The organism is Flavobacterium sp. (genome assembly GCF_025352015.1).
GTDB lineage: Bacteria > Bacteroidota > Bacteroidia > Flavobacteriales > Flavobacteriaceae > Flavobacterium.
In genome coordinates this window covers 1-21,200 of the sequence record NZ_JANXUG010000061.1, presented here as the reverse complement: position 1 = coordinate 21,200, position 21,200 = coordinate 1, and the positions used below count along the sequence as shown (strand labels likewise).

General features: G+C 34.6%; 20 protein-coding genes and 1 pseudogene. 9 read left to right on the top strand and 12 right to left on the bottom strand.

Annotated features, from left to right (window positions below; genetic code table 11):
* Window positions 1–77 precede the first annotated feature (77 nt).
* Window positions 78–278 carry a cold shock domain-containing protein gene (locus tag Q0Q96_RS06175; RefSeq protein ID WP_293872363.1) on the bottom strand — a complete coding sequence of 67 codons (201 nt, stop codon included), beginning with the start codon at window positions 276–278 and terminating at the stop codon, window positions 78–80.
* Between the two features lie 220 nt (window positions 279–498).
* On the bottom strand, window positions 499–2,250 hold the full coding sequence (gene aspS, locus Q0Q96_RS06170) for an aspartate--tRNA ligase (RefSeq protein WP_293872362.1): 1,752 nt from the start codon (window positions 2,248–2,250) through the stop codon (window positions 499–501).
* A 147-nt stretch (window positions 2,251–2,397) separates the two neighbouring features.
* On the opposite strand from aspS, the gene Q0Q96_RS06165 reads away from it, so the two are divergent.
* Window positions 2,398–3,390 (top strand): TlpA disulfide reductase family protein, encoded by a 993-nt coding sequence (locus tag Q0Q96_RS06165; RefSeq protein WP_293872361.1) that lies wholly within the window; start codon window positions 2,398–2,400, stop codon window positions 3,388–3,390.
* A gap of 69 nt (window positions 3,391–3,459) precedes the next feature.
* Here Q0Q96_RS06165 and Q0Q96_RS06160 read toward each other — a convergent pair whose 3' ends face one another.
* The 4 genes from Q0Q96_RS06160 to Q0Q96_RS06145 all read right to left on the bottom strand — a co-directional run bounded on the left by Q0Q96_RS06160 (window position 3,460) and on the right by Q0Q96_RS06145 (window position 10,108).
* On the bottom strand, window positions 3,460–6,921 hold the full coding sequence (locus Q0Q96_RS06160; RefSeq protein WP_293872360.1) for an efflux RND transporter permease subunit: 3,462 nt from the start codon (window positions 6,919–6,921) through the stop codon (window positions 3,460–3,462).
* A gap of 87 nt (window positions 6,922–7,008) precedes the next feature.
* The gene (locus Q0Q96_RS06155; RefSeq protein WP_293872359.1) at window positions 7,009–8,148 is read right to left on the bottom strand and encodes an efflux RND transporter periplasmic adaptor subunit; all 1,140 of its coding nucleotides are present in this window, start codon (window positions 8,146–8,148) and stop codon (window positions 7,009–7,011) included.
* A gap of 10 nt (window positions 8,149–8,158) precedes the next feature.
* Window positions 8,159–9,505 (bottom strand): TolC family protein, encoded by a 1,347-nt coding sequence (locus tag Q0Q96_RS06150; RefSeq protein WP_293872358.1) that lies wholly within the window; start codon window positions 9,503–9,505, stop codon window positions 8,159–8,161.
* 6 nt (window positions 9,506–9,511) lie between these two features.
* Window positions 9,512–10,108 (bottom strand): TetR/AcrR family transcriptional regulator, encoded by a 597-nt coding sequence (locus Q0Q96_RS06145; protein ID WP_293872357.1) that lies wholly within the window; start codon window positions 10,106–10,108, stop codon window positions 9,512–9,514.
* Between the two features lie 149 nt (window positions 10,109–10,257).
* Between Q0Q96_RS06145 and Q0Q96_RS06140 the strand changes: the two genes are divergently transcribed.
* From Q0Q96_RS06140 to Q0Q96_RS06130, 3 genes are read left to right on the top strand one after another with little or no spacing between them, the layout of a single operon-like run.
* On the top strand, window positions 10,258–11,232 hold the full coding sequence (locus Q0Q96_RS06140; protein WP_293872356.1) for a polyprenyl synthetase family protein: 975 nt from the start codon (window positions 10,258–10,260) through the stop codon (window positions 11,230–11,232).
* A 4-nt stretch (window positions 11,233–11,236) separates the two neighbouring features.
* Window positions 11,237–11,971, top strand: coding sequence for a hypothetical protein (locus Q0Q96_RS06135; RefSeq protein ID WP_293872355.1), 735 nt, complete (start codon window positions 11,237–11,239; stop codon window positions 11,969–11,971).
* A 10-nt stretch (window positions 11,972–11,981) separates the two neighbouring features.
* A complete protein-coding gene (locus Q0Q96_RS06130) occupies window positions 11,982–12,335 on the top strand; it encodes a hypothetical protein (RefSeq protein WP_293872354.1) in 354 nt (117 codons plus the stop codon).
* A gap of 4 nt (window positions 12,336–12,339) precedes the next feature.
* Here the strand turns inward: Q0Q96_RS06130 and Q0Q96_RS06125 are convergent, their stop codons facing one another.
* From Q0Q96_RS06125 to Q0Q96_RS06115, 3 genes are read right to left on the bottom strand one after another with little or no spacing between them, the layout of a single operon-like run.
* Complete coding sequence (locus Q0Q96_RS06125) at window positions 12,340–12,642, bottom strand: hypothetical protein (protein WP_293872353.1); 303 nt, start codon at window positions 12,640–12,642, stop codon at window positions 12,340–12,342.
* 4 nt (window positions 12,643–12,646) lie between these two features.
* Window positions 12,647–13,012 carry a hypothetical protein gene (locus Q0Q96_RS06120; protein ID WP_293872352.1) on the bottom strand — a complete coding sequence of 122 codons (366 nt, stop codon included), beginning with the start codon at window positions 13,010–13,012 and terminating at the stop codon, window positions 12,647–12,649.
* 22 nt (window positions 13,013–13,034) lie between these two features.
* Complete coding sequence (locus Q0Q96_RS06115) at window positions 13,035–13,577, bottom strand: hypothetical protein (protein WP_293872351.1); 543 nt, start codon at window positions 13,575–13,577, stop codon at window positions 13,035–13,037.
* 124 nt (window positions 13,578–13,701) lie between these two features.
* On the opposite strand from Q0Q96_RS06115, the gene Q0Q96_RS06110 reads away from it, so the two are divergent.
* The 5 genes from Q0Q96_RS06110 (at window position 13,702) to Q0Q96_RS06090 (ending at window position 19,502) form a co-directional block, all read left to right on the top strand.
* Window positions 13,702–16,485, top strand: a complete 2,784-nt coding sequence (locus tag Q0Q96_RS06110; protein WP_293872350.1) for a 2-oxoglutarate dehydrogenase E1 component — start codon at window positions 13,702–13,704, stop codon at window positions 16,483–16,485.
* The gene (locus Q0Q96_RS06105; protein ID WP_293872349.1) at window positions 16,485–16,643 is read left to right on the top strand and encodes a DUF4160 domain-containing protein; all 159 of its coding nucleotides are present in this window, start codon (window positions 16,485–16,487) and stop codon (window positions 16,641–16,643) included. The genes Q0Q96_RS06110 and Q0Q96_RS06105 overlap by 1 nt, the downstream gene beginning before the upstream one ends.
* A 54-nt stretch (window positions 16,644–16,697) precedes the next feature.
* Window positions 16,698–16,934, top strand: coding sequence for a DUF2442 domain-containing protein (locus tag Q0Q96_RS06100; RefSeq protein WP_293872348.1), 237 nt, complete (start codon window positions 16,698–16,700; stop codon window positions 16,932–16,934).
* Window positions 16,935–16,963: 29 nt separating this feature from the next.
* A complete protein-coding gene (gene odhB, locus Q0Q96_RS06095; protein WP_293872347.1) occupies window positions 16,964–18,178 on the top strand; it encodes a 2-oxoglutarate dehydrogenase complex dihydrolipoyllysine-residue succinyltransferase in 1,215 nt (404 codons plus the stop codon).
* Window positions 18,179–18,266: 88 nt separating this feature from the next.
* On the top strand, window positions 18,267–19,502 hold the full coding sequence (locus tag Q0Q96_RS06090) for a TCR/Tet family MFS transporter (RefSeq protein ID WP_293872346.1): 1,236 nt from the start codon (window positions 18,267–18,269) through the stop codon (window positions 19,500–19,502).
* On the opposite strand, the gene Q0Q96_RS06085 is transcribed toward Q0Q96_RS06090, so the two are convergent.
* The 3 genes and pseudogenes from Q0Q96_RS06085 to Q0Q96_RS06075 form a co-directional block, all read right to left on the bottom strand.
* Window positions 19,477–19,914 (bottom strand): retropepsin-like aspartic protease, encoded by a 438-nt coding sequence (locus tag Q0Q96_RS06085; protein WP_293872345.1) that lies wholly within the window; start codon window positions 19,912–19,914, stop codon window positions 19,477–19,479. The genes Q0Q96_RS06090 and Q0Q96_RS06085 overlap by 26 nt on opposite strands.
* Window positions 19,915–20,186: 272 nt before the next feature.
* Window positions 20,187–20,777 (bottom strand): DUF6155 family protein, encoded by a 591-nt coding sequence (locus tag Q0Q96_RS06080; RefSeq protein ID WP_293872344.1) that lies wholly within the window; start codon window positions 20,775–20,777, stop codon window positions 20,187–20,189.
* 192 nt (window positions 20,778–20,969) lie between these two features.
* Window positions 20,970–21,200: pseudogene (locus Q0Q96_RS06075) on the bottom strand (cell filamentation protein Fic); the annotation flags it as partial.

Sequence of the window (21,200 nt, the reverse complement as noted above, 5' to 3'; positions counted from 1 at the left end):
AACCATGTAACGCAAAAAAAAACATCCCGAATTATTCGGGATGTCATTTAATCTAGGTAATCAAAAAATAATTTATATTAGTCTTCGATAGCTACTACTTGAGCTGCTACTTTACCTTTTCTACCTTCTTCTTCTTCGTAAGATACTTTGTCTCCTTCTGCTAAATTTTCAGTTTTAACTCCGGTTGCATGTACGAAAATGTCTTTTCCAGTTTCATCATCTGTGATAAAACCATAACCTTTAGACTCGTTGAAAAATTTTACTGTTCCTGTGCGCATTTTGTAATGTAAAAATAATTAATAATGCTCAAAGATATATTTAATTGCGATATAACAAGCATTTCATTACTAAATAATTAAAAATTTTTTAATTTTTTATTTTCTTTATAAGAACTTGATAGATAAATACTTGAGACATTTTAAATAATATCAAAAAAAAAGCAATTGTTTTTAACTATTTAAACAATTGCTTCTTAAAATTCTGTGAATTTGATATAAATTACTTCAAGTCCAATTTAATAAATAATTCTTTTAATTGTGCATTATCAATTGTTGCTGGTGCATCAATCATAACATCTCTTCCTGAATTGTTTTTTGGAAACGCAATAAAATCACGGATGGTTTCCTGTCCACCTAATATCGCTACTAATCTGTCTAATCCAAATGCTAATCCGCCGTGTGGTGGCGCGCCAAACTGAAATGCATCCATTAAAAACCCGAATTGATTCCGAGCTTCTTCTTCGGTAAATCCTAAATATTTAAACATCAGTTGTTGCGTAGTTTTATCGTGAATTCTTATGGAACCGCCTCCAATTTCATTTCCGTTTAATACCATATCATAAGCATTGGCACGAACTTTTCCGGGATTTGTCGCCAATAATTCCATATCTTCAGGTTTTGGCGATGTGAATGGATGGTGCATTGCGTGCCATCTCCCGCTTTCTTCATCCAATTCTAACAATGGAAAATCGACTACCCACAGTGGAGCAAATTCGGCCGGATTTCGTAATTCTAAACGATGTGCCAATTCCATTCTTAAGGCAGATAGTTGCGTTCTAGTTTTATCGGCTGAACCAGAAAGCACAAAAATCATATCTCCGGCTTTTGCGCCAGTGATTGTTGCCCATTTTTTTAAATCTTCCTGATCGTAAAATTTATCTACTGATGATTTGAATGTTCCGTCTTCTTCGCATTTAACATATACCATCCCGGATGCACCAATTTGCGGGCGTTTTACCCAATCAATCAAAGCATCGATTTCTTTTCTTGATAAGGAAGCGCAATTTGCAGCGGCAATACCAACTACTAATTCTGCGGCATTGAAAACTGGAAAATCTTTATGTTGTGCCACCGCATTTAACTCGCCAAACTTCATATTAAAGCGAATATCTGGTTTGTCATTGCCATATGTTTTCATCGCATAATCGTAAGTCATTCTGGGAAATTTTTCTACTTCTACACCTTTAATTTCTTTTAGTAGATGGCGTGTCAATCCTTCAAAAACATTTAAGATATCTTCTTGCTCTACAAATGCCATTTCGCAATCGATTTGAGTAAATTCGGGTTGTCTATCGGCACGTAAATCTTCGTCACGGAAGCATTTTACTATTTGAAAATATTTATCCATTCCGCCAACCATCAATAATTGTTTGAACGTTTGCGGCGATTGTGGTAAAGCATAAAATTGTCCTTGATTCATGCGGCTTGGCACCAAAAAATCTCTTGCGCCTTCGGGAGTTGATTTGATTAAAACAGGAGTTTCGACTTCACAAAAATCTAAATCTGATAAATATTTACGAACTTCCATTGCAACTTTATGACGAAAAAGCAAATTGTTTTTTACAGGATTTCTTCGAATGTCGAGGTAGCGATATTTCATGCGAATGTCTTCGCCGCCATCAGTGTCATCTTCTATAGTGAAAGGTGGTGTTAAGGAAGGGTTTAGAATAGTCATTTCTTTTACAAGAATTTCTATTTCGCCGGTTGGAATATTTTTGTTTTTGGCTTCACGCTCAATAACAATTCCTTTTACTTGAACTACAAATTCACGTCCGAGGGTTTTAGCCAATTCAAAAACCGATTTTTCAGAACGACTTTCGTCAAATAACAATTGCGTAATTCCGTATCGATCGCGCAAATCAACCCAATTCATAAATCCTTTATCTCGTGATTTTTGAACCCATCCGGCGAGCCTAACTTCTTTGTTAATATGAGTAGCGTTCAATTCGCCACAGGTATGACTTCTGTACATTAGAATAAATTTTTACAAAAGTAAAAACAAAAATCAAATTAATGAGGTATTCTTTTTCTAAAATTACTAATGAAAAATAGTGTTAAAATTTTTAATTTTATTAAATAAACAAGTATTTTTGAAATTATTAACCTAATTTCAGCTAATATGAAAAACATATTATTGCTAGTATTTGTACTAGTTTTTACTTCGTTTAGTTTCTCACAGGAGAAAATTTTATTTCATGGCACCATTACGAATAGGAATGGTGATGTTCTTTACGTAAAAGATAATAACACTATTATCAAAGAAATCAAATTAAACAAAGAAGGCGCTTTTAACGATTCGTTTACTGCAAAGGTCGGGATGTATCAAATGTTCGACGGGGTTGAATATGCGAATCTTTATTTAAAACCTGGATATGATTTAGATTTAAAAATGGACGCTACCAAGTTTGATGAATCGATTACTTTTGCCGGAAATGGTGCAAAAGAAAATAATTTTTTAGCCCAAAATACGTTGTTGGAAGGCAAAATTAATTTTGAATCGTTATTAAAATCAAATGAAAAAGATTTTATGAAACAAACAAATGAAATGAAAGCCTCTGATTTAGCTCGTTTAGAAAGTGCAAAATTAGATTCAGATTTTGTTGCATTACAAAAGAAAATGAGTGCGGCAAAAATGGGTGAGTTGCAAAAATATTTTTCAATGTCATTAGCAAACAAGAAATTAAATAACGCCAGTGCTCCAAGTTTTAATTATGAAAATCACGCTGGCGGAAAAACAGCGCTTGAAAGTTTAAAAGGGAAATACGTTTACATAGATGTTTGGGCAACGTGGTGCGGACCATGTAGAGGAGAAATTCCGTCTTTGCAAAAAGTGGAAGAAAAGTTTAAAGGAAAAAATATTGCTTTTGTAAGCATTTCTTTGGATGTGGACAAAGACCATGATAAATGGAAAACATTTGTTTCAGAGAAAAAACTCGGAGGGATTCAATTGTTTGCCGATAAAAATTGGACTTCTGATTTTATCAAATCGTTCAATATAGATTCTATTCCTAGATTTATTTTAATTGATCCTCAAGGAAATGTTGTAGATGCTGATGCATCAAGACCTTCGAACCCTAAATTGAACGAACAATTAGAAGGATTACTCAAATAAGATGAGGTTTGATACATTTAATTATCCAAAAAAGGGAACCATTGCAGTTCCCTTTTTTAGATATTATCTTCAATATGATGTGTTTCTATCTCTAATCCAATATTTGGTTCGTTTGACTAAAAAGAACATTACGGGTACCATGATTAAAGTTAAAATGGTGGCATAAGTCAACCCGAAAATAATGGTCCAAGCCAATGGCGACCAAAAAATAACATTATCACCACCCATATATAAATGCGGATTTAAATCGGTTATTAACCCAAAGAAATCAAAGTTCAAACCAATCGCTAACGGAATTAATCCTAAAACTGCCGTTAATGCAGTCAACAATACTGGGCGTAGACGGTTTTTACCACTTTCAATAATGACTTCTTTAATTTCATCCAGCGATAAATCGTTGTGACTTTCAACTGCTTTGTCAGCGACTTTTTTATCTAATAACAAGACAAAGAAATCCATCAAAACAATTCCGTTTTTCACTACAATTCCTGCCAGCGAAATAATTCCCATCATGGTCATTAGGATAACAAAATCCATATTGGCAATGACATAGCCATAAAAAACACCACTGAAACTCAATAATACGGTAAACAAAATCACTAACGTTTTAGAAACCGAATTAAACTGTAATACAATAATGATAGTAATACCAGCCATTGCCAGAAACAACGCTAACAGTAAGAAACTTTGATTTTTTCCTTGTTCTTCTTGCACTCCTGAAAAAGAATAGGTGATTCCTTTTGGTAATTGATAGGACTTTAATTCGGTTGCAATTTGTTTAGTAATTTCATCGCCGTTATAACCCGTCAATACGTTCGAATAAATGGTCATTATTCGCTTGTAATTCTTTCTCTTGATTTGGTTGTAGGTATTCGTTTTCTCGGTATGAGAAACCGCGGAAATAGGAACCTGCATCATCTGGCCATTCGCCTGATTTCTAAAAGTCAACGATTGATTGAAAAGAATATTTTCGTTCTTGCGCTGGTCTTCTTGCATACGAACCACAATGTTATAATCATCATCTCCTTCTTTAAAAGTAGATATTTCTTGACCATAAACAGAACGACGCAAATTGAACCCTAATTGCCCAGTAGAAACACCAAGACTTCCTGCATTGACTCTGTCTACTTTTACTTCAAGTTCTGGACTTTCTTTATTGACATCAACATTAAGTCGCTCAATACCAGGAATTTTTTTCGAGTCGATGAAGGCAATCATTTTGTCGGCTTCTTTTAGCATGACATCATAATTTGCTCCAACGGAACCCGTAAGTTGCACGCTGATAGGATAACCCGCTGGTGGACCATTGGCATCTTTTTCAACAGTTACTTTTGCTCCAGCTATTCCTTTAACTCGGGCACGAATTTCATCCAATACATCAGAAGTATTTACGCCACGTCTGAATTTGAACTCCGAGAAATTGACAGTTACTTTTCCTTTAAAAGGAGTTTCATTGGCGGAACCGGCATCTACATTTGGGTTTCCTGCACCAACGCCTACTTGGGAAACAATACTTTCTGCTAAATAATTTTCACTGGTTTTAGGATCGACATATTTTTTCATAATATCGATTACTTGTTTTTCTACGAATAACGTAGCTTTGTTTGTTTTACCAATATCAGTTCCTTGAGGATATTCGATATAAGTGATGACTTGTCTTGGAATGTTTTCAGGAAAAAACAACACTTTTCTTGGGAATAGCCCCAATAAAAAGATAGATAAAAACAACATCCCGATGATGCCACCAAGTGCAAACCAGGCATTTCTTCCAGTTAGAATTTTACTTAAAAAACCTTTGTATTTTTCTTCTAATCTTGGGAAGAAACTGTGTTGAAAATCTTGTGTCCATTGGTACAACTTCCATTTATATAACCACATTAATCCTAGTGAAATCAATGCAAAATGACCAATTCCTCGAGCGAATTTCACATGGTTTAGATTTCCAATAATAACAAACAGAATTCCAATAACTCCTAAAATTAACGAATATCTTTTGGCAGTTTTTGTTGTTACATTTTTATCTTCAATAGCCATGGAACCACCAGTCATGGCGGCGTTGACAACCATTGCCACAAATAGAGAAGCGGTTAGGGTAACTGTTAACGTTATTGGGAAATAAATCATAAATTTACCCATAGTTCCAGGCCAAAGCGCAAAAGGTAAAAACGCCATCAAAGTAGTTGCTGTGGATGAAATTACAGGCCATGCAATTTCTCCAATACCAATTTTAGAGGCTTGTACTCTAGGCATTCCTTTTTTCATATTGGCAAAAACATTGTCAACCACCACAATTCCGTCATCAACTAATAAACCTAATCCCATTACCAATCCGAAAAGTACCATCGTGTTTAAGGTTAAACCAAAAGCTGCCAAAATGGTAAACGCAATCATCATCGAAAGCGGAATTGCAGCTCCCACGAATAAAGAGTTTCGCAATCCCATGGTAAACATTAAGACAATCATTACCAATACAATTCCGAAAATGATATGGTTCGACAATTCATCTACTTGATGTTCAACGCGCGATGATTGATCATTGGTTAATTCAACTTTTAAGTCTTTTGGCAAATAATTTTCATGCGCTAATTTAAGTTTTTCTTTCACTTGATCAATCGCCGAAATCATGTTTTGTCCCGAGCGTTTTTTCACATTCAGCATCACAACCTCTTTGCCTTTCTCACGGGCATAAGTGGTTTTTTCTTTTTCTTTGAACGAGATTGCGGCAACATCTTTGAGATAAACGATACCGCCGTTGTGTTTTACAATAATATTTTCTAATTCTTTTGGGTCTTTAATTTCCCCAATGATTCTAATATTATTCCTGGAGCCTTGCGAAATTAAATTTCCGCCCGAAAGCGTCATGTTTTCATACTTCACCGCATTTTGAATATCATCAAATGAAACTTGGGCGGCAGTCATTTTGAAAATGTCAACGGCAATTTCTACTTCTTTGTTGTCAACGCCAAGAATGTCAACTTTCTTTACTTCTGGAATTTCTTCAATATCGTCTTGCAGTTTTTTGCCATAATCTTTCAGCTGTTGTGTGGTATAATTTCCTTTCAGATTGATATTCAAAATGGGTACTTCTTCCGAAATATTGAGCTCGAAAACACTAGGTTCTACTTTACTACCATTGTCCAAGTTGGGCCAATCGGTGTCGGCTTTTACGATGTCAACTTTGTCTTTAATTTTGATTTTGGCTTCTTCAATAGAAATTTTATCCGAAAACTCGGCTACTATCATTCCGTAATCTTGGAAGGAACTTGCCGTTACTTTCCCCACACCGCTGATGTTTTTGATTTGTTTTTCGAGTGGTTTTATAATTAATTTCTCGACATCTTCGGCTGAATTTCCTGGGAAAATCGATGATATATATACTTTGTTTTCAATGATTTCTGGAAAATCTTCCCGAGGCATAGTTACATAGGCAATTAAACCTGTAACGACGATAAGCAAGGTGAAGATATAAACCGTAACGCGGTTATCTATAGCCCAACTTGATATACTGAATTCTTTATTTTGGTGACTCATTTTTTATAGTTATGAGTTATAAGTTATAAGTTATAAGTTAAAGATTGAAAACAACCTTGAACCTAGAACCTAGAACTTACAACGGTTTTAGAAATTAAGTTTCATTCCTTCTGAAATATTATTTACACCCTCGGTTACTATAATGTCATTTGAGGATAAACCCTTTAAAATTTCGGTCACATTATCAGATGATTTTCCTACGGTTACAATAGCTTTTTTAGCCTTTCCTGTTCTGCCATTACTGCCTTCAACTGTATAAACATATTTGTTCCCGGCTCCATCTTCTTGTATAACGTTGGTTGGAACTACGACAGTTTTTTTATTAGTGTAATCAACAATTTTAAGATTGGCAACTTGGTTTGGTCTGAGTAAATTATCAGGATTTGGAACGCCTACTTCCACACCAAAACTTCGGTTGTTTGGGTTGATGAAATTCCCTACTTGACGCACTTTACCTTTATAAGTTTTGCCTAATGAAGTTAAAAAAATGTCTACTTGATCGCCTACTTTTAGTTTTCCAATATAGCTTTCAGGAACTGTCGTAGAAACATACATATTTGCTAAATTCACAATGCGCATCAATCCTTGAACGCTTGGTGCAACTACTTGTCCTTTTTCTACAAAAACGTCGTCAATGGTTCCATTAAATGGCGCACGAATCACAGTTTTGGCTAATTGCGATTTCATTTGAGCTACACTTTTTTGAGCAGTAGTCATTTGCGTTTGTGCTTGTAGATATTGAATTTCTGAACCAATTTTTTTGTCCCAAAGATTTTTTTGTCTTTCAAAAGTAGTTTTAGCCAAATTGTATTGATTTTCGATACTTGCTAATTGCTGACTCATTCCGGCATCGTCAACCTTGCCAAGAATTTGTCCTTTCGTAACTCGATCTCCAGCCTTGACAGGCAATGAAGTTAATGTTCCGCTATACTCGGGTTGAACTATGATGTTTTCTTTGGTATTCACGCTTCCTTGAATGTCAATATAATGAGCGAAAACAGTGTCTTTAACAGTCATTACAGAAACCAAAGCTTCTTCTTTTTTCACATCAATTGTGGCTAAAGCGGTTTCAATTTTGGTAATGTCTGACTGTAAAGAAGTTTTCTTTGCGTTTAGTGCTTTAACGTTTTTAGCCTTGATTAAATCGTCAATGTTTTCTGTTTTTGTTCCTTTAGAACAGGATACAAAAAACATTGATAATGCTGATAAGTATAGTATTTTTTTCATTTGATATAAATTAGTTTTTATTAGTTAGTTTTTCTAAAGCGGCTTTTTTGTTGATTATATTTACCATCGATTGTAAATAGTTTTGTTGTGCAGTATATAATTGTCTTTGTGCTTCACTAAAATCAAAGCTTGATGACAATCCTTCGGTAAATTTGATTTGTTGTTTTTTCTCAATGCGTTCCGCCAAGTTTAGGTTGCTTTTGGATGTAGCATATTCTTCGATGCTAAAGGCATATTCGCTTTTTGCTTTTTCATAACCCAATTTTAATTGTTGTTCGGTTTGCGAAAGTTGCGTTTTGGCTTGTTCAAAAGCTATTTTGGCTTGTTGCGTTTTGGCACTTCTCCCAAAACTACTAAAGATTGGTACACTCAAACTCACACCAAGATTGGAATATTTATTCCATTTCTGTTTGCTATCAAAAAATGAAAAATCATTAGCAAATGAATTATAACCAAAATTAAATGCAGCTGCAAGGGTCGGTAACGCTTTACTTTTTTGTAATCTTAACTCTAACGAACGTTGCTCTTGAAAATTTGAAGCTATCTGGTAACTGATATTATTTTTAACATCAAATTCGTTTTGTATTAATGCCATGTTTAAATTAGAAACTGTTAACGTATCTAATTTATCTGTTAATTTCAGTTCAGAATTAATATCCATGCCTAGAGTGAACTTGAGCATTTTATAGGCAATATCTAAAAGCCTGTTAGTGTTTTTTAAATTACTTTTGATAGTGGCTGATGTAATTTGCAGTTGTTCAACATTTTCTTCTTCTATCAAACCATTTTTAAAAGTTTCCTGCGTATCAGATAAAGTTTTTGCTAAAATCGTTTTGTTTTTTTCGAGAATGGCAATGCTTTCTTCAGCAAGCAACACATTTCCATAAGAATTAATAACCATTTCTCTGATTTCTGAATTAGTTTTTTGCTTGGCATTTTCAAAGAACTTCAAATAGGTTTTTGCTGCCTGAAGTGCTATAATATAGGAGCCGTCAAAAAGTAATTGGCTCAAAGTGAGACTTGAATTCATGGATTGTTTGGTACCAAAAGCAAAAAGACTGATGGTGTTAGGGTCAAGCGCTGGATTAAAAGCATTGCCTTTAACACCCTGTAAGGTAAAATCAATATTATTTAAATATGAAACACCGCCATTTATTTGAGGCAAACCTGCTGCGGTAGTTTCCCATTTTTTTTGTTTGGCAGATTCAATATCTCTGCCGGCATTGATAGCAGAATAATTATGTTGCAACGCATGGTCTATGGCTTGTTGCAAACTAAAAGTATAGTTTTGTTGTTTGTCTTGCGCTTTTGAAATGCTCACAAGCATTAGAAAAATTGATATAAATTTATATTTCATAGTATATTAATTGATAGTTGCCTTTAATTGTTTTTCTAATTCGAGAATTCCATTTGGTGTTGCCATAGCACGTGTATGATATTCCAGAGCTTCCATTTCTAGTGCAAAAGCTTCTTTTTCTGATTTTGTATTTTCGTTTATACTAAAAATCAAAGTGTAATAAAACCTAACAAACGTTTCTATATTGATGTTTTCTCGATAAAACCCTTCATCAATTCCCTTTTTAATATTTTGTTCAAAAACCGATTTGCATTCGTCAATTTCTCGATGCATTACCGATTCGTATATTTGAGGATAGTGTTTTTTTAATTGATAAATGGGTGAAGTTTCAGTAGACTTAAACATTTCTTTAAACATTTTTCTAATCTCAAAATTCTCTTGAATGGCATTGTGTTTTTTGGCAATAATTTGGTTTATGGTTTCATGAATTTCCTTGTGAACCTCTCGTGTTCCTTCTTCAATAAGGAGTTCTTTATTGCTAAAATACTTATAAATTGTTTTTTTTGAAATACACATCTCGCAAGCAATATCATCCATGGTAACACTCTTAAAACCTAGTTTCAAAAACATATCTGTTGCTTTTTTGATGATTTTATCTTTCATGTAAATGATATCTTTTGTGGTGCAAAAATAATAAGGAAACTTTCAACACTAATATAGTTTCCAAAGTATTAACGTAAATTTAACATTGCATAAAAAACGCACTTTTGTAATGTGTAAAGAATAACATAAATTAGCAAAAATTTTCTTTTATGCATTCGATTTCCCACTATCAAGAAATAATATCGGAATATTTTAAGGATTTGCATGTAACCAAAGAGCCAAAAAATCTTTACGAACCCATAGAATATATTCTGCATTTAGGTGGAAAAAGAATGCGTCCTATTTTAACCTTGATGGCAACCGAAGTTTTTGATGTACATTGTACAAAAGCCCTTGCTGCAGCAGCAGCCATTGAAGTTTTTCACAATTTTTCGCTGGTTCACGACGATATTATGGATGATGCTCCGTTGCGAAGAGGCAATGAAACGGTGCACGAAAAATGGAATATTAATACCGGAATTCTATCGGGTGATGCGATGCTTATTTTGGCGTACCAACATTTTGAAGGCTATGAACCGTCAATTTTTAGGGAATTGGCCAAATTATTTAGTAAAACAGCCCTTGAAGTTTGCGAAGGACAACAGTATGACGTAGATTTTGAAATCCGAGATGATGTTACTATTGCTGAATATCTAAAAATGATTGAATACAAAACTGCAGTTTTGGTGGGAGCCGCCTTGAAGATGGGAGCTATTGTGGCTGAAACTTCAGAGGAAAACGCAAATTTTATTTATGATTTCGGGCTAAATTTAGGCATTGCTTTTCAGTTGCAGGACGATTATTTAGACGCTTTTGGCAATCCCGAAACCTTTGGAAAGCAAGTAGGCGGCGACATTATCGAAAACAAAAAAACTTATTTGTATCTCAAAGCAATGGAATTTGCAACTGCAAACCAAAAGGAGCAATTGCTTCATTTATTTTCTATTCAACCAAACGATTATACTGATAAAATCAATTCTGTTTCAGCAATTTTTAATCAATCAGGCGCTACACAAGCTACGCAAAAAGCGATACATACTTACACCTTAAAAGCTCTAGAAACCCTAGAAAAAATGAATATTGAAACCAATAAAAAAGCAGTTCTTCAAGTATTTGCAGAAAAATTAATGAGTAGAAAAGTTTAAATAAATGAGTCGGTTTTTAGCCATACCCTTTTTTAATTTCCATGAAGTTAAAAATAGGAAACTTTTTTTTTACGCCTATTTCTTTCCTTTTTTTACTGTTTTAGCGCTTTTTATTGATTCTGTATTTTTCACTGCTACTTATTTCGACGGAAGAAGTTTAACCAATGTTTTAGCAATTACCTATTTCTGTTTGTTTTTTTTCTCTGCACAAGCGTATTTGAGAAAGCTAATGTTTTGTATGGTTTTTTTATCCTATCTGGGCGAACTTATTTTTTGCAAAGCACTCGGAATGTATGCGTATAGAACTATTGACATTCCTCTTTACGTGCCTTTTGGACATGCTATTGTATATGCATCTGGATTTGTATTTGCAGGAATTCCCATCATAATTAGCAACGAAAAAAAATTAAAAAAAATCTTTTTTGTTGCTTTAGCAATTCTTTTTTTGATGGTTGGTTTTTTTCTAAATGATGTTTTCTCCTTAATTTTTGGGTTGTTGTTTTTTATTTTAATGAAAAGAAAAAAGTGGCAAATGGTATACTTCACTATAGCATTTTGCGTTATCTTTATTGAGTTGGTAGGAACCTATTTCAGATGTTGGACTTGGGTTCCAAAAACTTTTGGGATAATTCCGGCCGTAAATCCGCCTATGGGAGCTGTTTTTTTCTATGCAGGTGGCGATGTAATTTTGGCAAAAATAGTTAGCTATTGGAAAAGCAAAACCGAAATATCAATTTAAAAATGCACCTATGAATTTCCCAGTTCCGGTATCTATAGAAGAATTATTGACAACTGCAGAAAGTGAATTTTTGTACTCCAAATTAATTAAACAAATCAACAAGGATTTCAATTTTGCAAATGAAGCCATTGATTTCCCGCAAAGCACCACTCCGCATGAACTCAAAGTACAATTACACGAAAAAATTTATCGCCTTATTCAGTATAAATATGCGGAATTATTAAACTTGCTTTACATCATCGATGTTCCCGAAGATAATGTCAAACTATTAGATGGTTCGGATACCGTAGAACTTTCGGAGCAAATTGCCTTTTTAGTTTTAAAAAGAGAATGGATGAAAGTTTGGTTTCGGAATCGGTTCTAAAGATTTATTTTTTTAAACTGATTAGGATAAAAATAAACATCAAAACAAAAAAGATTGCCATAAAAATAAACATCTTATTAAAAAATGGACTTGAATTATTTTTCAACTCATTTTTGATTATGTTTTCTAATTTAATAGCTTTTATATCATCTTTTTCAAAATTTTTCAAGTAATCTAAAAGCTTGCCATTATTATAACTGTTAATGAAGTCACTTAAATAAGAATTACCAGTTTCTTCAAATTTTTCAATTAAATATTTGAATTCAGTTCCAATTAATATTTGTCTTATAGCTTTGGTTTTGTTCATGGTTTTAAGATTTGTCTATTTTTTTTATAAAAGCTAATTCCTTTTTAACTTTATTATAAATGAATAAAAGTTTGGTTGGTTCGCCAAGAACATATGTGTTGTAATTTTCTTTTTTAATCCAATCATTTATTTCCGCTTCATATAAATCGTATCCTTTTTTACTAATTTTAGAAGTAAAATTATTATTTGGCGGACCACATTTCGTTTTGGTTTCTATGTATTCTTTATGATTTGAGGACAAAAATATTTTTACTAAAAAACCTCTTTCTCCAAATAGTGTTTTTGAATCATGAGTATTTATGCCAAATCTATATTTGTCATTGCCACATTTTTGGATGGTTAGCTTTATATCAGTTAAGTCGGTTTTCATCTTCTAGATTTTGTCGAAAAGTTTAAAAAAATACTCGTACAAACGGCATAAAAGCACTGCCATAAATGTCTTTATTTGTGTCAAAAAGCACATTAAATCTGCCACCAATAGTGACATTATTTTGCCGATAGCCACCACCGATAAACAAACCAGTATTCCAAAAATTTCTTGCGATATTTCCGCCTAAATCCTGATATTTACTGTTTACATTTATTTCTTCCAACTCCATCGAAAGTTGAATTTCCTGAACAGGACTGTATAAACCCATTAAGCTGCCACCAAAAACATTAGCAGAATAGTAGTTTTTCTGTTTTAAATTGCTGTATTGCAAACCGGTTCCCAAAGCAAAATGCTCATTAAAATTATATATTGCTCCAGGCGCAATAGTCACATCTGTATAGTCGCTACTAATAGATAACCCTAAACCACCACCAAATTGTACATGTTCCCAAAAAGCACCAGTTTTAGCTTTTGGTAAATTAACATCTTGCGCAATACCAATTATTGGAAAAATGACTAACAAAAATGTCCAAATCAAATTAAAAACAAATGAATTATGACTCATTTTCATAAATTTTAATTGTTTAATTTTTAAAAAGATAAAAGTATCTAAAATAATTTATAATTTATTACCATTTATTGTACTTTTGCCAAACTATTATACAAATCAGGACATTCAATTATATTTTATGGATAGGTTTTCTTTTTTAAATGCAGCTCACACCGAATTTTTCGCCGATTTATACGAGCAATACCTTCAAAATCCTGATAGCGTAGAACCAAGTTGGAGGGCTTTTTTTCAAGGTTTCGATTTTGGATTGACTACTTACAATGAAGAAAATTACGCCGATAATCGAGTGCAAGAATTGGCAAATTATGCCACCAATGTTCCTCAAAACGGACAGGTTTCGGATAAACTTCAAAAAGAATTTAATGTACTAAAATTAATTGATGGCTACCGAACTCGTGGACATCTGTTTACCGAGACCAATCCAGTTCGTGACCGAAGAACGTATGATCCCAATTTGGATTTAGTCAATTTTGGACTTTCCTCCACCGATTTGAATACTGTTTTTGATGCCGCCAAAGTTTTAGGACATAAGCCCGAAACACTGCAGCAAATATTAAATCATCTGAAAAATGTGTATTGCCAACATATTGGCATCGAATACATGTACATGAGAAATCCAGAGGTAATTCAATGGATTCAAGACAGAATAAACATAAATGGCAATCTTCCAAATTTCGATAATGATCAAAAGAAACATATTTTAGGTAAACTGAACGAAGCAGTTTCTTTTGAAAACTTTTTGCATACCAAATATGTAGGTCAAAAGCGTTTTTCATTAGAAGGAGGCGAAAGTATCATTCCTGCGTTAGACGCTTTGATAGAAACTGCAGCCGAAAAAGGAGTAGAGCAATTCGTAATGGGAATGGCGCATAGAGGAAGATTAAATATCCTTGCGAATATTTTTGGAAAAGCAACACAAGATATTTTCTCCGAATTTGATGGAAAAGATTACGACCAAGAATATTTTGATGGTGATGTGAAATATCATTTAGGTTTAACCGCTGAAAGACAAACCAAATCGGGCAAAAAAATCAACCTGAATCTAGCACCTAATCCTTCACACTTGGAAACCGTTGGAGCTGTAATTGAAGGAATTACTAGAGCCAAACAAGATAAACATTTTCCCGACAATTTTTCAAAAGTATTGCCTATCGCTGTTCACGGAGATGCCGCAGTTGCTGGACAAGGAATTGTGTACGAAATTGTCCAGATGGCGCAGCTTGACGGATATAAAACCGGAGGAACAATCCACATTGTGATTAATAACCAAGTTGGATTTACAACCAATTATTTAGATGCACGTTCATCAACATATTGTACAGATGTTGCCAAAGTAACTTTGTCGCCAGTACTTCATGTAAATTCAGATGATGTTGAAGCGGTCGTTCATGCTATGCTTTTTGCGTTAGATTTCCGAATGCAGTTTGGTCGCGATGTATTCATCGATTTGTTAGGGTATAGAAAATATGGACATAACGAAGGAGATGAGCCTCGTTTTACACAACCTGTTTTGTACAAACTTATTGCCCGTCACAAAAATCCTAGAGACATTTATGCCGAAAAATTAATCACTTCTGGAATTTTGGATGCCGCTTATCTTAACAAAATTGAAAACGAATACAAGGAAAATTTAGATGAAAATTTAACCGCTTCTCGTAAAAAAGATTTGACGATTATCAAACCATTTATGCAGGACGAATGGGAAGGCTACGTTCAGGTTTCGGATGACGAAATGCTGAAAAAAGTCGACACCACCTTTGAAAAAAAGAAATTAGATGAAATCATCGTTTCGGTTTCAACGTTGCCAACGGATAAAAAATTCATCAGCAAAATTTCGAAAATTGTCACCGATAGAAAAACCATGTATGACAACGATGTCATCGATTGGGGAACTGCAGAAACCTTGACTTACGGTTCTCTTTTGACCGAAGGATATGATGTTCGAGTATCAGGACAGGACGTAGAAAGAGGAACATTTTCACACCGTCACGCGGTGGTAAAAGTGGAAGACAGCGAAGAAGAAGTAATTCTTTTGAACACGGTAAAAGACAAAAAAGGGAAGTTCAATATCTTTAATTCTTTGCTTTCTGAATATGGGGTTTTAGGATTTGACTATGGTTATGCTTTGGCAAATCCAAATGCTTTAACGATTTGGGAAGCACAATTTGGAGATTTCTCCAACGGAGCCCAGATCATGATTGACCAATACATTTCGTGTGGTGAAGACAAGTGGAATAATCAAAACGGTATCGTTCTTTTGTTGCCTCATGGTTATGAAGGTCAGGGAGCAGAGCACTCTTCGGCTCGAATGGAAAGATATTTGCAGCTTTGCGCACGCCACAATATGTATGTGGCGGATTGCACAACACCTGCGAATTTTTTCCACTTGTTGCGTCGCCAAATGAAAACAAAATTTCGTAAACCCTTAATTGTGTTTACACCAAAAAGTTTATTGCGCCATCCTCTTTGCGTTTCTACTCGTGAGGAATTGTATAATGGCAGTTTTCAGGAAACAATCGATGACAAATCGGTTGATAAATCAAAAGTAAAAACCGTGGTTTTCTGCACCGGAAAATTCTATTATGATATACTTGCCGAAAGAGAAAATCTAGGCAGAAATGATGTAGCATTGGTTCGTATCGAGCAATTATTTCCGTTGCCAGTTGACCAATTGAAAACAGTTATCCAAAGTTATCCAAATGCAGATGATTTCGTTTGGGCACAGGAAGAACCCAAGAATATGGGAGCTTACAGCTTTATGTTGATGAATTTCGATTTAGTAAAATGGAGATTGGCATCGCTCAAAGCCTACGCAGCACCGGCAGCAGGAAGTCATACACGAGACAGAAGACGTCATGCTGATGCCATCAGAATGGTATTTGACAAGAATCTATTTCAATAATGCCAACCGTTTTTTACACAGACGGATTTAGATTTTTCTTTTATAGTAACGAGCATTTGCCAAAGCATATTCATATTGAGAAAGCAGAGAAAACAGCCAAATTCACTATTGAAAATATAGAAATAATTAAGTCAATAGGATTTAATGCTAGTGATTAAAACAAATTCGTAATTTAGTTGGAGAAAATCAAGAACTTTTAATACAAAAATGGGATGAGTTTTTTAACAATTAACAAATCAAAGAACGCAATTAAAATTGCTTTTGAAAATGCTAAAATGATAGTATTTTTGGAGGATGGTAGAGAATTGTCAATTCCATTAGAATGGTTTCCAAGATTGAGAAAAGCAACGGATGAACAATTGAATAAATGGCGATTAATTGGTAAAAGCGAAGGCATCCATTGGGAAGAGATAGATGAAGATGTATCAATTCAAAATTTATTAGAATAAGTAAACAAAACATTTTAAGGTATATACAAATGATTTTAGAAATGAAAGTTCCCTCACCGGGAGAATCAATTAAAGAAGTTGAAATTGCTACGTGGTTAGTAAAAAATGGCGATTATGTAGAAAAAGACCAGGCTATAGCCGAAGTTGATTCAGACAAAGCAACGCTGGAATTGCCAGCAGAAGCCAGCGGAATTATCACACTTAAAGCGGCTGAAGGTGACGCAGTAGCAGTTGGTGCTGTAGTTTGTTTAATTGACACTACTGCTGCAAAACCAACATCAGGCGAAAGCCAAAAGACGGAAAGTCCTAAAGTTGAAACTCCAAAAGCAGAAGTTCTGAAGGCAGCTACAGTTGTAACTACAACTTATGCTAGTCAGACACCATCGCCAGCAGCAAGAAAAATATTAGACGAAAAAAACATTGATCCGGCAAAAGTTGTAGGAACAGGAAGAGATGGTAGAATCACCAAAGAAGATGCCGTAAAAGGAGTTCCATCCATGGGAACACCAACTGGCGGAAACCGTGGTTCAGAAAGAACAAAATTATCTATGTTGCGTCGTAAAGTTGCAGAAAGATTAGTGGCTGCAAAAAATGAAACGGCCATGTTGACCACGTTTAACGAAGTGGATATGACGGCGATTTATGCGTTGCGCGAACAATACAAAGAAGAGTTCAAAACGAAACATGGTTTAGGATTGGGCTTCATGTCTTTCTTTACAAAAGCGGTTACCCGTGCCTTACAATTATATCCAGATGTCAATTCGATGATTGACGGTCAGGAGAAAATATCTTATAATTTTTGTGATATTTCGGTAGCAGTTTCAGGTCCAAAAGGCTTGATGGTACCTGTAGTTAGATTTGCAGAAACTTTGACTTTCCGAGGTGTGGAAGCTGAAATCAAACGATTAGCGATACGTGCACGTGATGGACAAATCACAGTAGATGAAATGACTGGCGGAACATTTACCATTTCTAACGGTGGCGTTTTTGGAAGTATGTTATCTACACCTATCATTAATCCGCCGCAATCAGGAATACTTGGTATGCACAATGTAGTGGAACGAGCGGTTGTTAAAAACGGACAAATAGTAATAGCGCCAGTAATGTTCGTGGCACTTTCTTATGATCACAGAATTATTGATGGTAGAGAGTCTGTTGGGTTTTTAGTAGCTGTTAAAGAAGCATTGGAAAACCCCGTTGAAATTTTAATGGATGGTAATGTTACTAAAGCATTAGAACTTTAGAATAAGAATAATAAAACCTAACAGTTTTTTATATCCCGCTTCATAAACCAAGCGGGATTTTTTGTTTATTTGCCAATCAATAATCAATATGAAAAAAAATCAGAAACAAGCTGCGATAGGATTCATTTTTATCACAATGCTTATAGATATTACCGGTTATGGAATTATAATTCCAGTGATTCCAAAATTAATCAAAGAACTCATTCATGGCGATATTAGTGAGGCTGCAAGGTACGGCGGATGGTTAACTTTTGCTTATGCTATAACACAGTTTATTTGTGCACCCTTAATCGGGAATTTGAGTGATAAATTTGGTCGGCGGCCTATTATTTTAATTTCGCTTTTTGCCTTTGCATTAGATTATCTTTTCTTGGCTTTTTCTCCAACGATTGTTTGGTTGTTTATTGGTAGAATTATTGCAGGCTTAACAGGCGCAAGCATTACTACAGCATCTGCTTATATTGCTGATGTGAGCACCCCAGAAAATAGAGCCAAAAACTTTGGAATGATTGGAGCAGCGTTTGGATTAGGATTTATTATCGGCCCTGTTATTGGTGGATTATTGGGTCAATATGGTTCTAGAGTTCCTTTTTATGCGGCAGCTATTTTGTGCATGTTAAATTTTCTTTACGGCTATTTTATTCTACCCGAATCATTAGCTAAAAAGAATCGCAGAGCCTTTGAATGGAACCGCGCCAATCCTATTACAGCTTTTATACGACTCAAAAAATATCCCTCTTTAGTAGGGTTGATTGTAGCTATTTTTTTACTCTATGTAGGTTCGCACGCAATACATAGCAATTGGAGTTTTTTCACGATGTATCGGTTCAATTGGGATGAAAAAATGGTAGGAATTTCGTTGGGAGTAGTCGGACTTTTGGTAGGAATTGTGCAGGGCGGATTAATTCGATGGACGAGTCCAAGACTTGGCAATGAAAAAAGTATTTATGTTGGGTTGTCATTGTATACTATCGGGATGTTGCTTTTTGCTTTTGCGACCCAAAGTTGGATGCTGTTTGTTTTTTTAATTCCCTATTGTCTGGGTGGAATTGCAGGACCAGCATTGCAAGCTACAGTTTCGTCCAAAGTTCCTGCTGACGAGCAAGGTGAAATACAAGGAACATTAGCCAGTTTGATGAGTGCTTCGGCTATTGTTGGACCAGTGATGATGACCAATACCTTTTACTTTTTTACGCACAAAGAAGCGCCATTTCAGTTGCCGGGTGCCCCTTTTATTTTAGGAAGTTTTTTGATGTTGTTAAGTACAATTATAGCTTTTTATGCTTTAAGAAAACGGGCTACCTCAAATACAAACAATGATTAGAATAATCAATAATAGCTTTACCTTCTAGTAAAATATCAGCACCCATAATGCCATGAACGGGTTTGGCTTTATAGTGTTGCAAGGCATCATTTACATGCTTCAAATCAAAAATAATTAGATGAAATTCATCTGTTTTCCAACGACCAATTCCCAACAAATTATTTTTTGCCAATTGTGTAAACATTCCTGTACCACCTGCACCAGCAGCTTTTGTTTTTGATTGTCCTGCCGTTAAGTTAAAATAGGTTATGCCATCAAAATCTACGCAACTATTACTTGCTCCCGTATCTAAAATAAAATTCCCCAAAACACCATTAATTCTTGCTTTTATCAGCAAATGCTTGGTTTTTGAAACTTTGAATTTTATTTTTTTATAATGATGCTTTTTTAAAATAACTAGGAGATCTTCCATTTGTTTTTTTAGAAACAAAAATACGGTTAAAACACATAATCCAGAACAAAATCACCAAACTCCCAAATAAAATGATGCTTCGTTTGACAAAAAGAGTAATAAATGAGAAGAGATTTTTAGACAGTTTGAAGTTTCGCGGCTTGCGCTCGTTGCCGATTGAGTAGTAGAAACTGTCAACCAAGATAAAATATTTTGCGTACATAAAGTTTCATTTTACCACGTCACCGGCAATGGCGCAAGGCGTGAGTTATAGCCAGTGGTTTTTGCGGTGGTCATTGTCTGCCAAGTTTTATTATTTTTCCCTTTTGTTCTGTTACATTATCTTCTTTTTCTTCAAAGTCTTCATAATCATCTGTTGGATAAAAGTCAACCCAAACTTGTACTAAATAGTCGTGAAAACCCCAACCTATTCCGCTCGTGTCGTCAACAACTTTTCCAACTCGGTCTTCAAATTTGTCCAGAAGATTTTCATTTCTCATTAAAGTCAAGCTATCAACAAAAGTTGTCGCCAAGCTTTTATAAAATGTTTCATTGACATCTCCATAGTCATTAGTGAATTTCACTCCTGTCTCAACGTAAAATAACATCAAGTCAGCAAGCAAGTCTGTTGATGCCCCAATTTTTTTGAAGTCGCTAATTGCTTGTTTCCCGTCTTTGAGCTTAAAGTTGTAACCACGTTTAGGATAAAACGCTTCAAAAAGTCTGTCCCGATATTTTTCAAAAAGTTCTCTCTCGTTCGGATTTACATAAAAGTCAAAAAACTCCTTTACTGATTTGTTTTTTTTATACAAGTCGGCAACAAGGTCAATTAGTTTGTCCTTGTCGAGTTTTTTAAGTTCTTTTTTTATGTCTGTTAGTCCCATGTTTTATTAGTTGTTACGGTCGCCTTACCATTTGCTATAACGTTCCTCTTCTTCTAGTCAGTTGCGAACTTCGGAACGAATTATTTTCTGTTAAAATAATATTTCTTGCGAAACGTGAACTTACAACAAAATTCGCAATTGCGAGAAACGGCTGTTACCATCTGGCGTTTTAAGCAAAAAATTTAGGAATTACTATTCATCATCTTCTTTTTCATATCCTTCATAATAGTATGATTGCTCAATTCCTTTAAAAATAACTTCTCTATTGTTTATTTCGTCAGTTAAGTTTTGACTTAATAAAGTTCTTAATTCCAAACCATTAATTGGGCTTCTTTCCATAGCTTGTAAATAAAGTGATTTATCTACAAATTGCCAATTAACTAATTTTTCAAGCCTTGTTTTTAAAATCATATCGAGCCAAAT

Bases quoted from the DNA above. Each gene is read 5' to 3' on its own strand.
- Q0Q96_RS06175 (WP_293872363.1), bottom strand. From the start codon at position 278: ATGCGCACAGGAACAGTAAAATTTTTCAACGAGTCTAAAGGTTATGGT.
- Q0Q96_RS06145 (WP_293872357.1), bottom strand. From the start codon at position 10,108: ATGAAAGATAAAATCATCAAAAAAGCAACAGATATGTTTTTGAAACTA.
- Q0Q96_RS06150 (WP_293872358.1), bottom strand. From the start codon at position 9,505: ATGAAATATAAATTTATATCAATTTTTCTAATGCTTGTGAGCATTTCA.
- aspS (WP_293872362.1), bottom strand. From the start codon at position 2,250: ATGTACAGAAGTCATACCTGTGGCGAATTGAACGCTACTCATATTAAC.
- odhB (WP_293872347.1), top strand. From the start codon at position 16,964: ATGATTTTAGAAATGAAAGTTCCCTCACCGGGAGAATCAATTAAAGAA.
- Q0Q96_RS06125 (WP_293872353.1), bottom strand. From the start codon at position 12,642: ATGAACAAAACCAAAGCTATAAGACAAATATTAATTGGAACTGAATTC.
- Q0Q96_RS06120 (WP_293872352.1), bottom strand. From the start codon at position 13,012: ATGAAAACCGACTTAACTGATATAAAGCTAACCATCCAAAAATGTGGC.
- Q0Q96_RS06090 (WP_293872346.1), top strand. From the start codon at position 18,267: ATGAAAAAAAATCAGAAACAAGCTGCGATAGGATTCATTTTTATCACA.
- Q0Q96_RS06080 (WP_293872344.1), bottom strand. From the start codon at position 20,777: ATGGGACTAACAGACATAAAAAAAGAACTTAAAAAACTCGACAAGGAC.
- Q0Q96_RS06160 (WP_293872360.1), bottom strand. From the start codon at position 6,921: ATGAGTCACCAAAATAAAGAATTCAGTATATCAAGTTGGGCTATAGAT.
- Q0Q96_RS06165 (WP_293872361.1), top strand. From the start codon at position 2,398: ATGAAAAACATATTATTGCTAGTATTTGTACTAGTTTTTACTTCGTTT.
- Q0Q96_RS06115 (WP_293872351.1), bottom strand. From the start codon at position 13,577: ATGAGTCATAATTCATTTGTTTTTAATTTGATTTGGACATTTTTGTTA.
- Q0Q96_RS06140 (WP_293872356.1), top strand. From the start codon at position 10,258: ATGCATTCGATTTCCCACTATCAAGAAATAATATCGGAATATTTTAAG.
- Q0Q96_RS06110 (WP_293872350.1), top strand. From the start codon at position 13,702: ATGGATAGGTTTTCTTTTTTAAATGCAGCTCACACCGAATTTTTCGCC.
- Q0Q96_RS06085 (WP_293872345.1), bottom strand. From the start codon at position 19,914: ATGGAAGATCTCCTAGTTATTTTAAAAAAGCATCATTATAAAAAAATA.
- Q0Q96_RS06100 (WP_293872348.1), top strand. From the start codon at position 16,698: ATGAGTTTTTTAACAATTAACAAATCAAAGAACGCAATTAAAATTGCT.
- Q0Q96_RS06155 (WP_293872359.1), bottom strand. From the start codon at position 8,148: ATGAAAAAAATACTATACTTATCAGCATTATCAATGTTTTTTGTATCC.
- Q0Q96_RS06130 (WP_293872354.1), top strand. From the start codon at position 11,982: ATGAATTTCCCAGTTCCGGTATCTATAGAAGAATTATTGACAACTGCA.
- Q0Q96_RS06105 (WP_293872349.1), top strand. From the start codon at position 16,485: ATGCCAACCGTTTTTTACACAGACGGATTTAGATTTTTCTTTTATAGT.
- Q0Q96_RS06135 (WP_293872355.1), top strand. From the start codon at position 11,237: ATGAGTCGGTTTTTAGCCATACCCTTTTTTAATTTCCATGAAGTTAAA.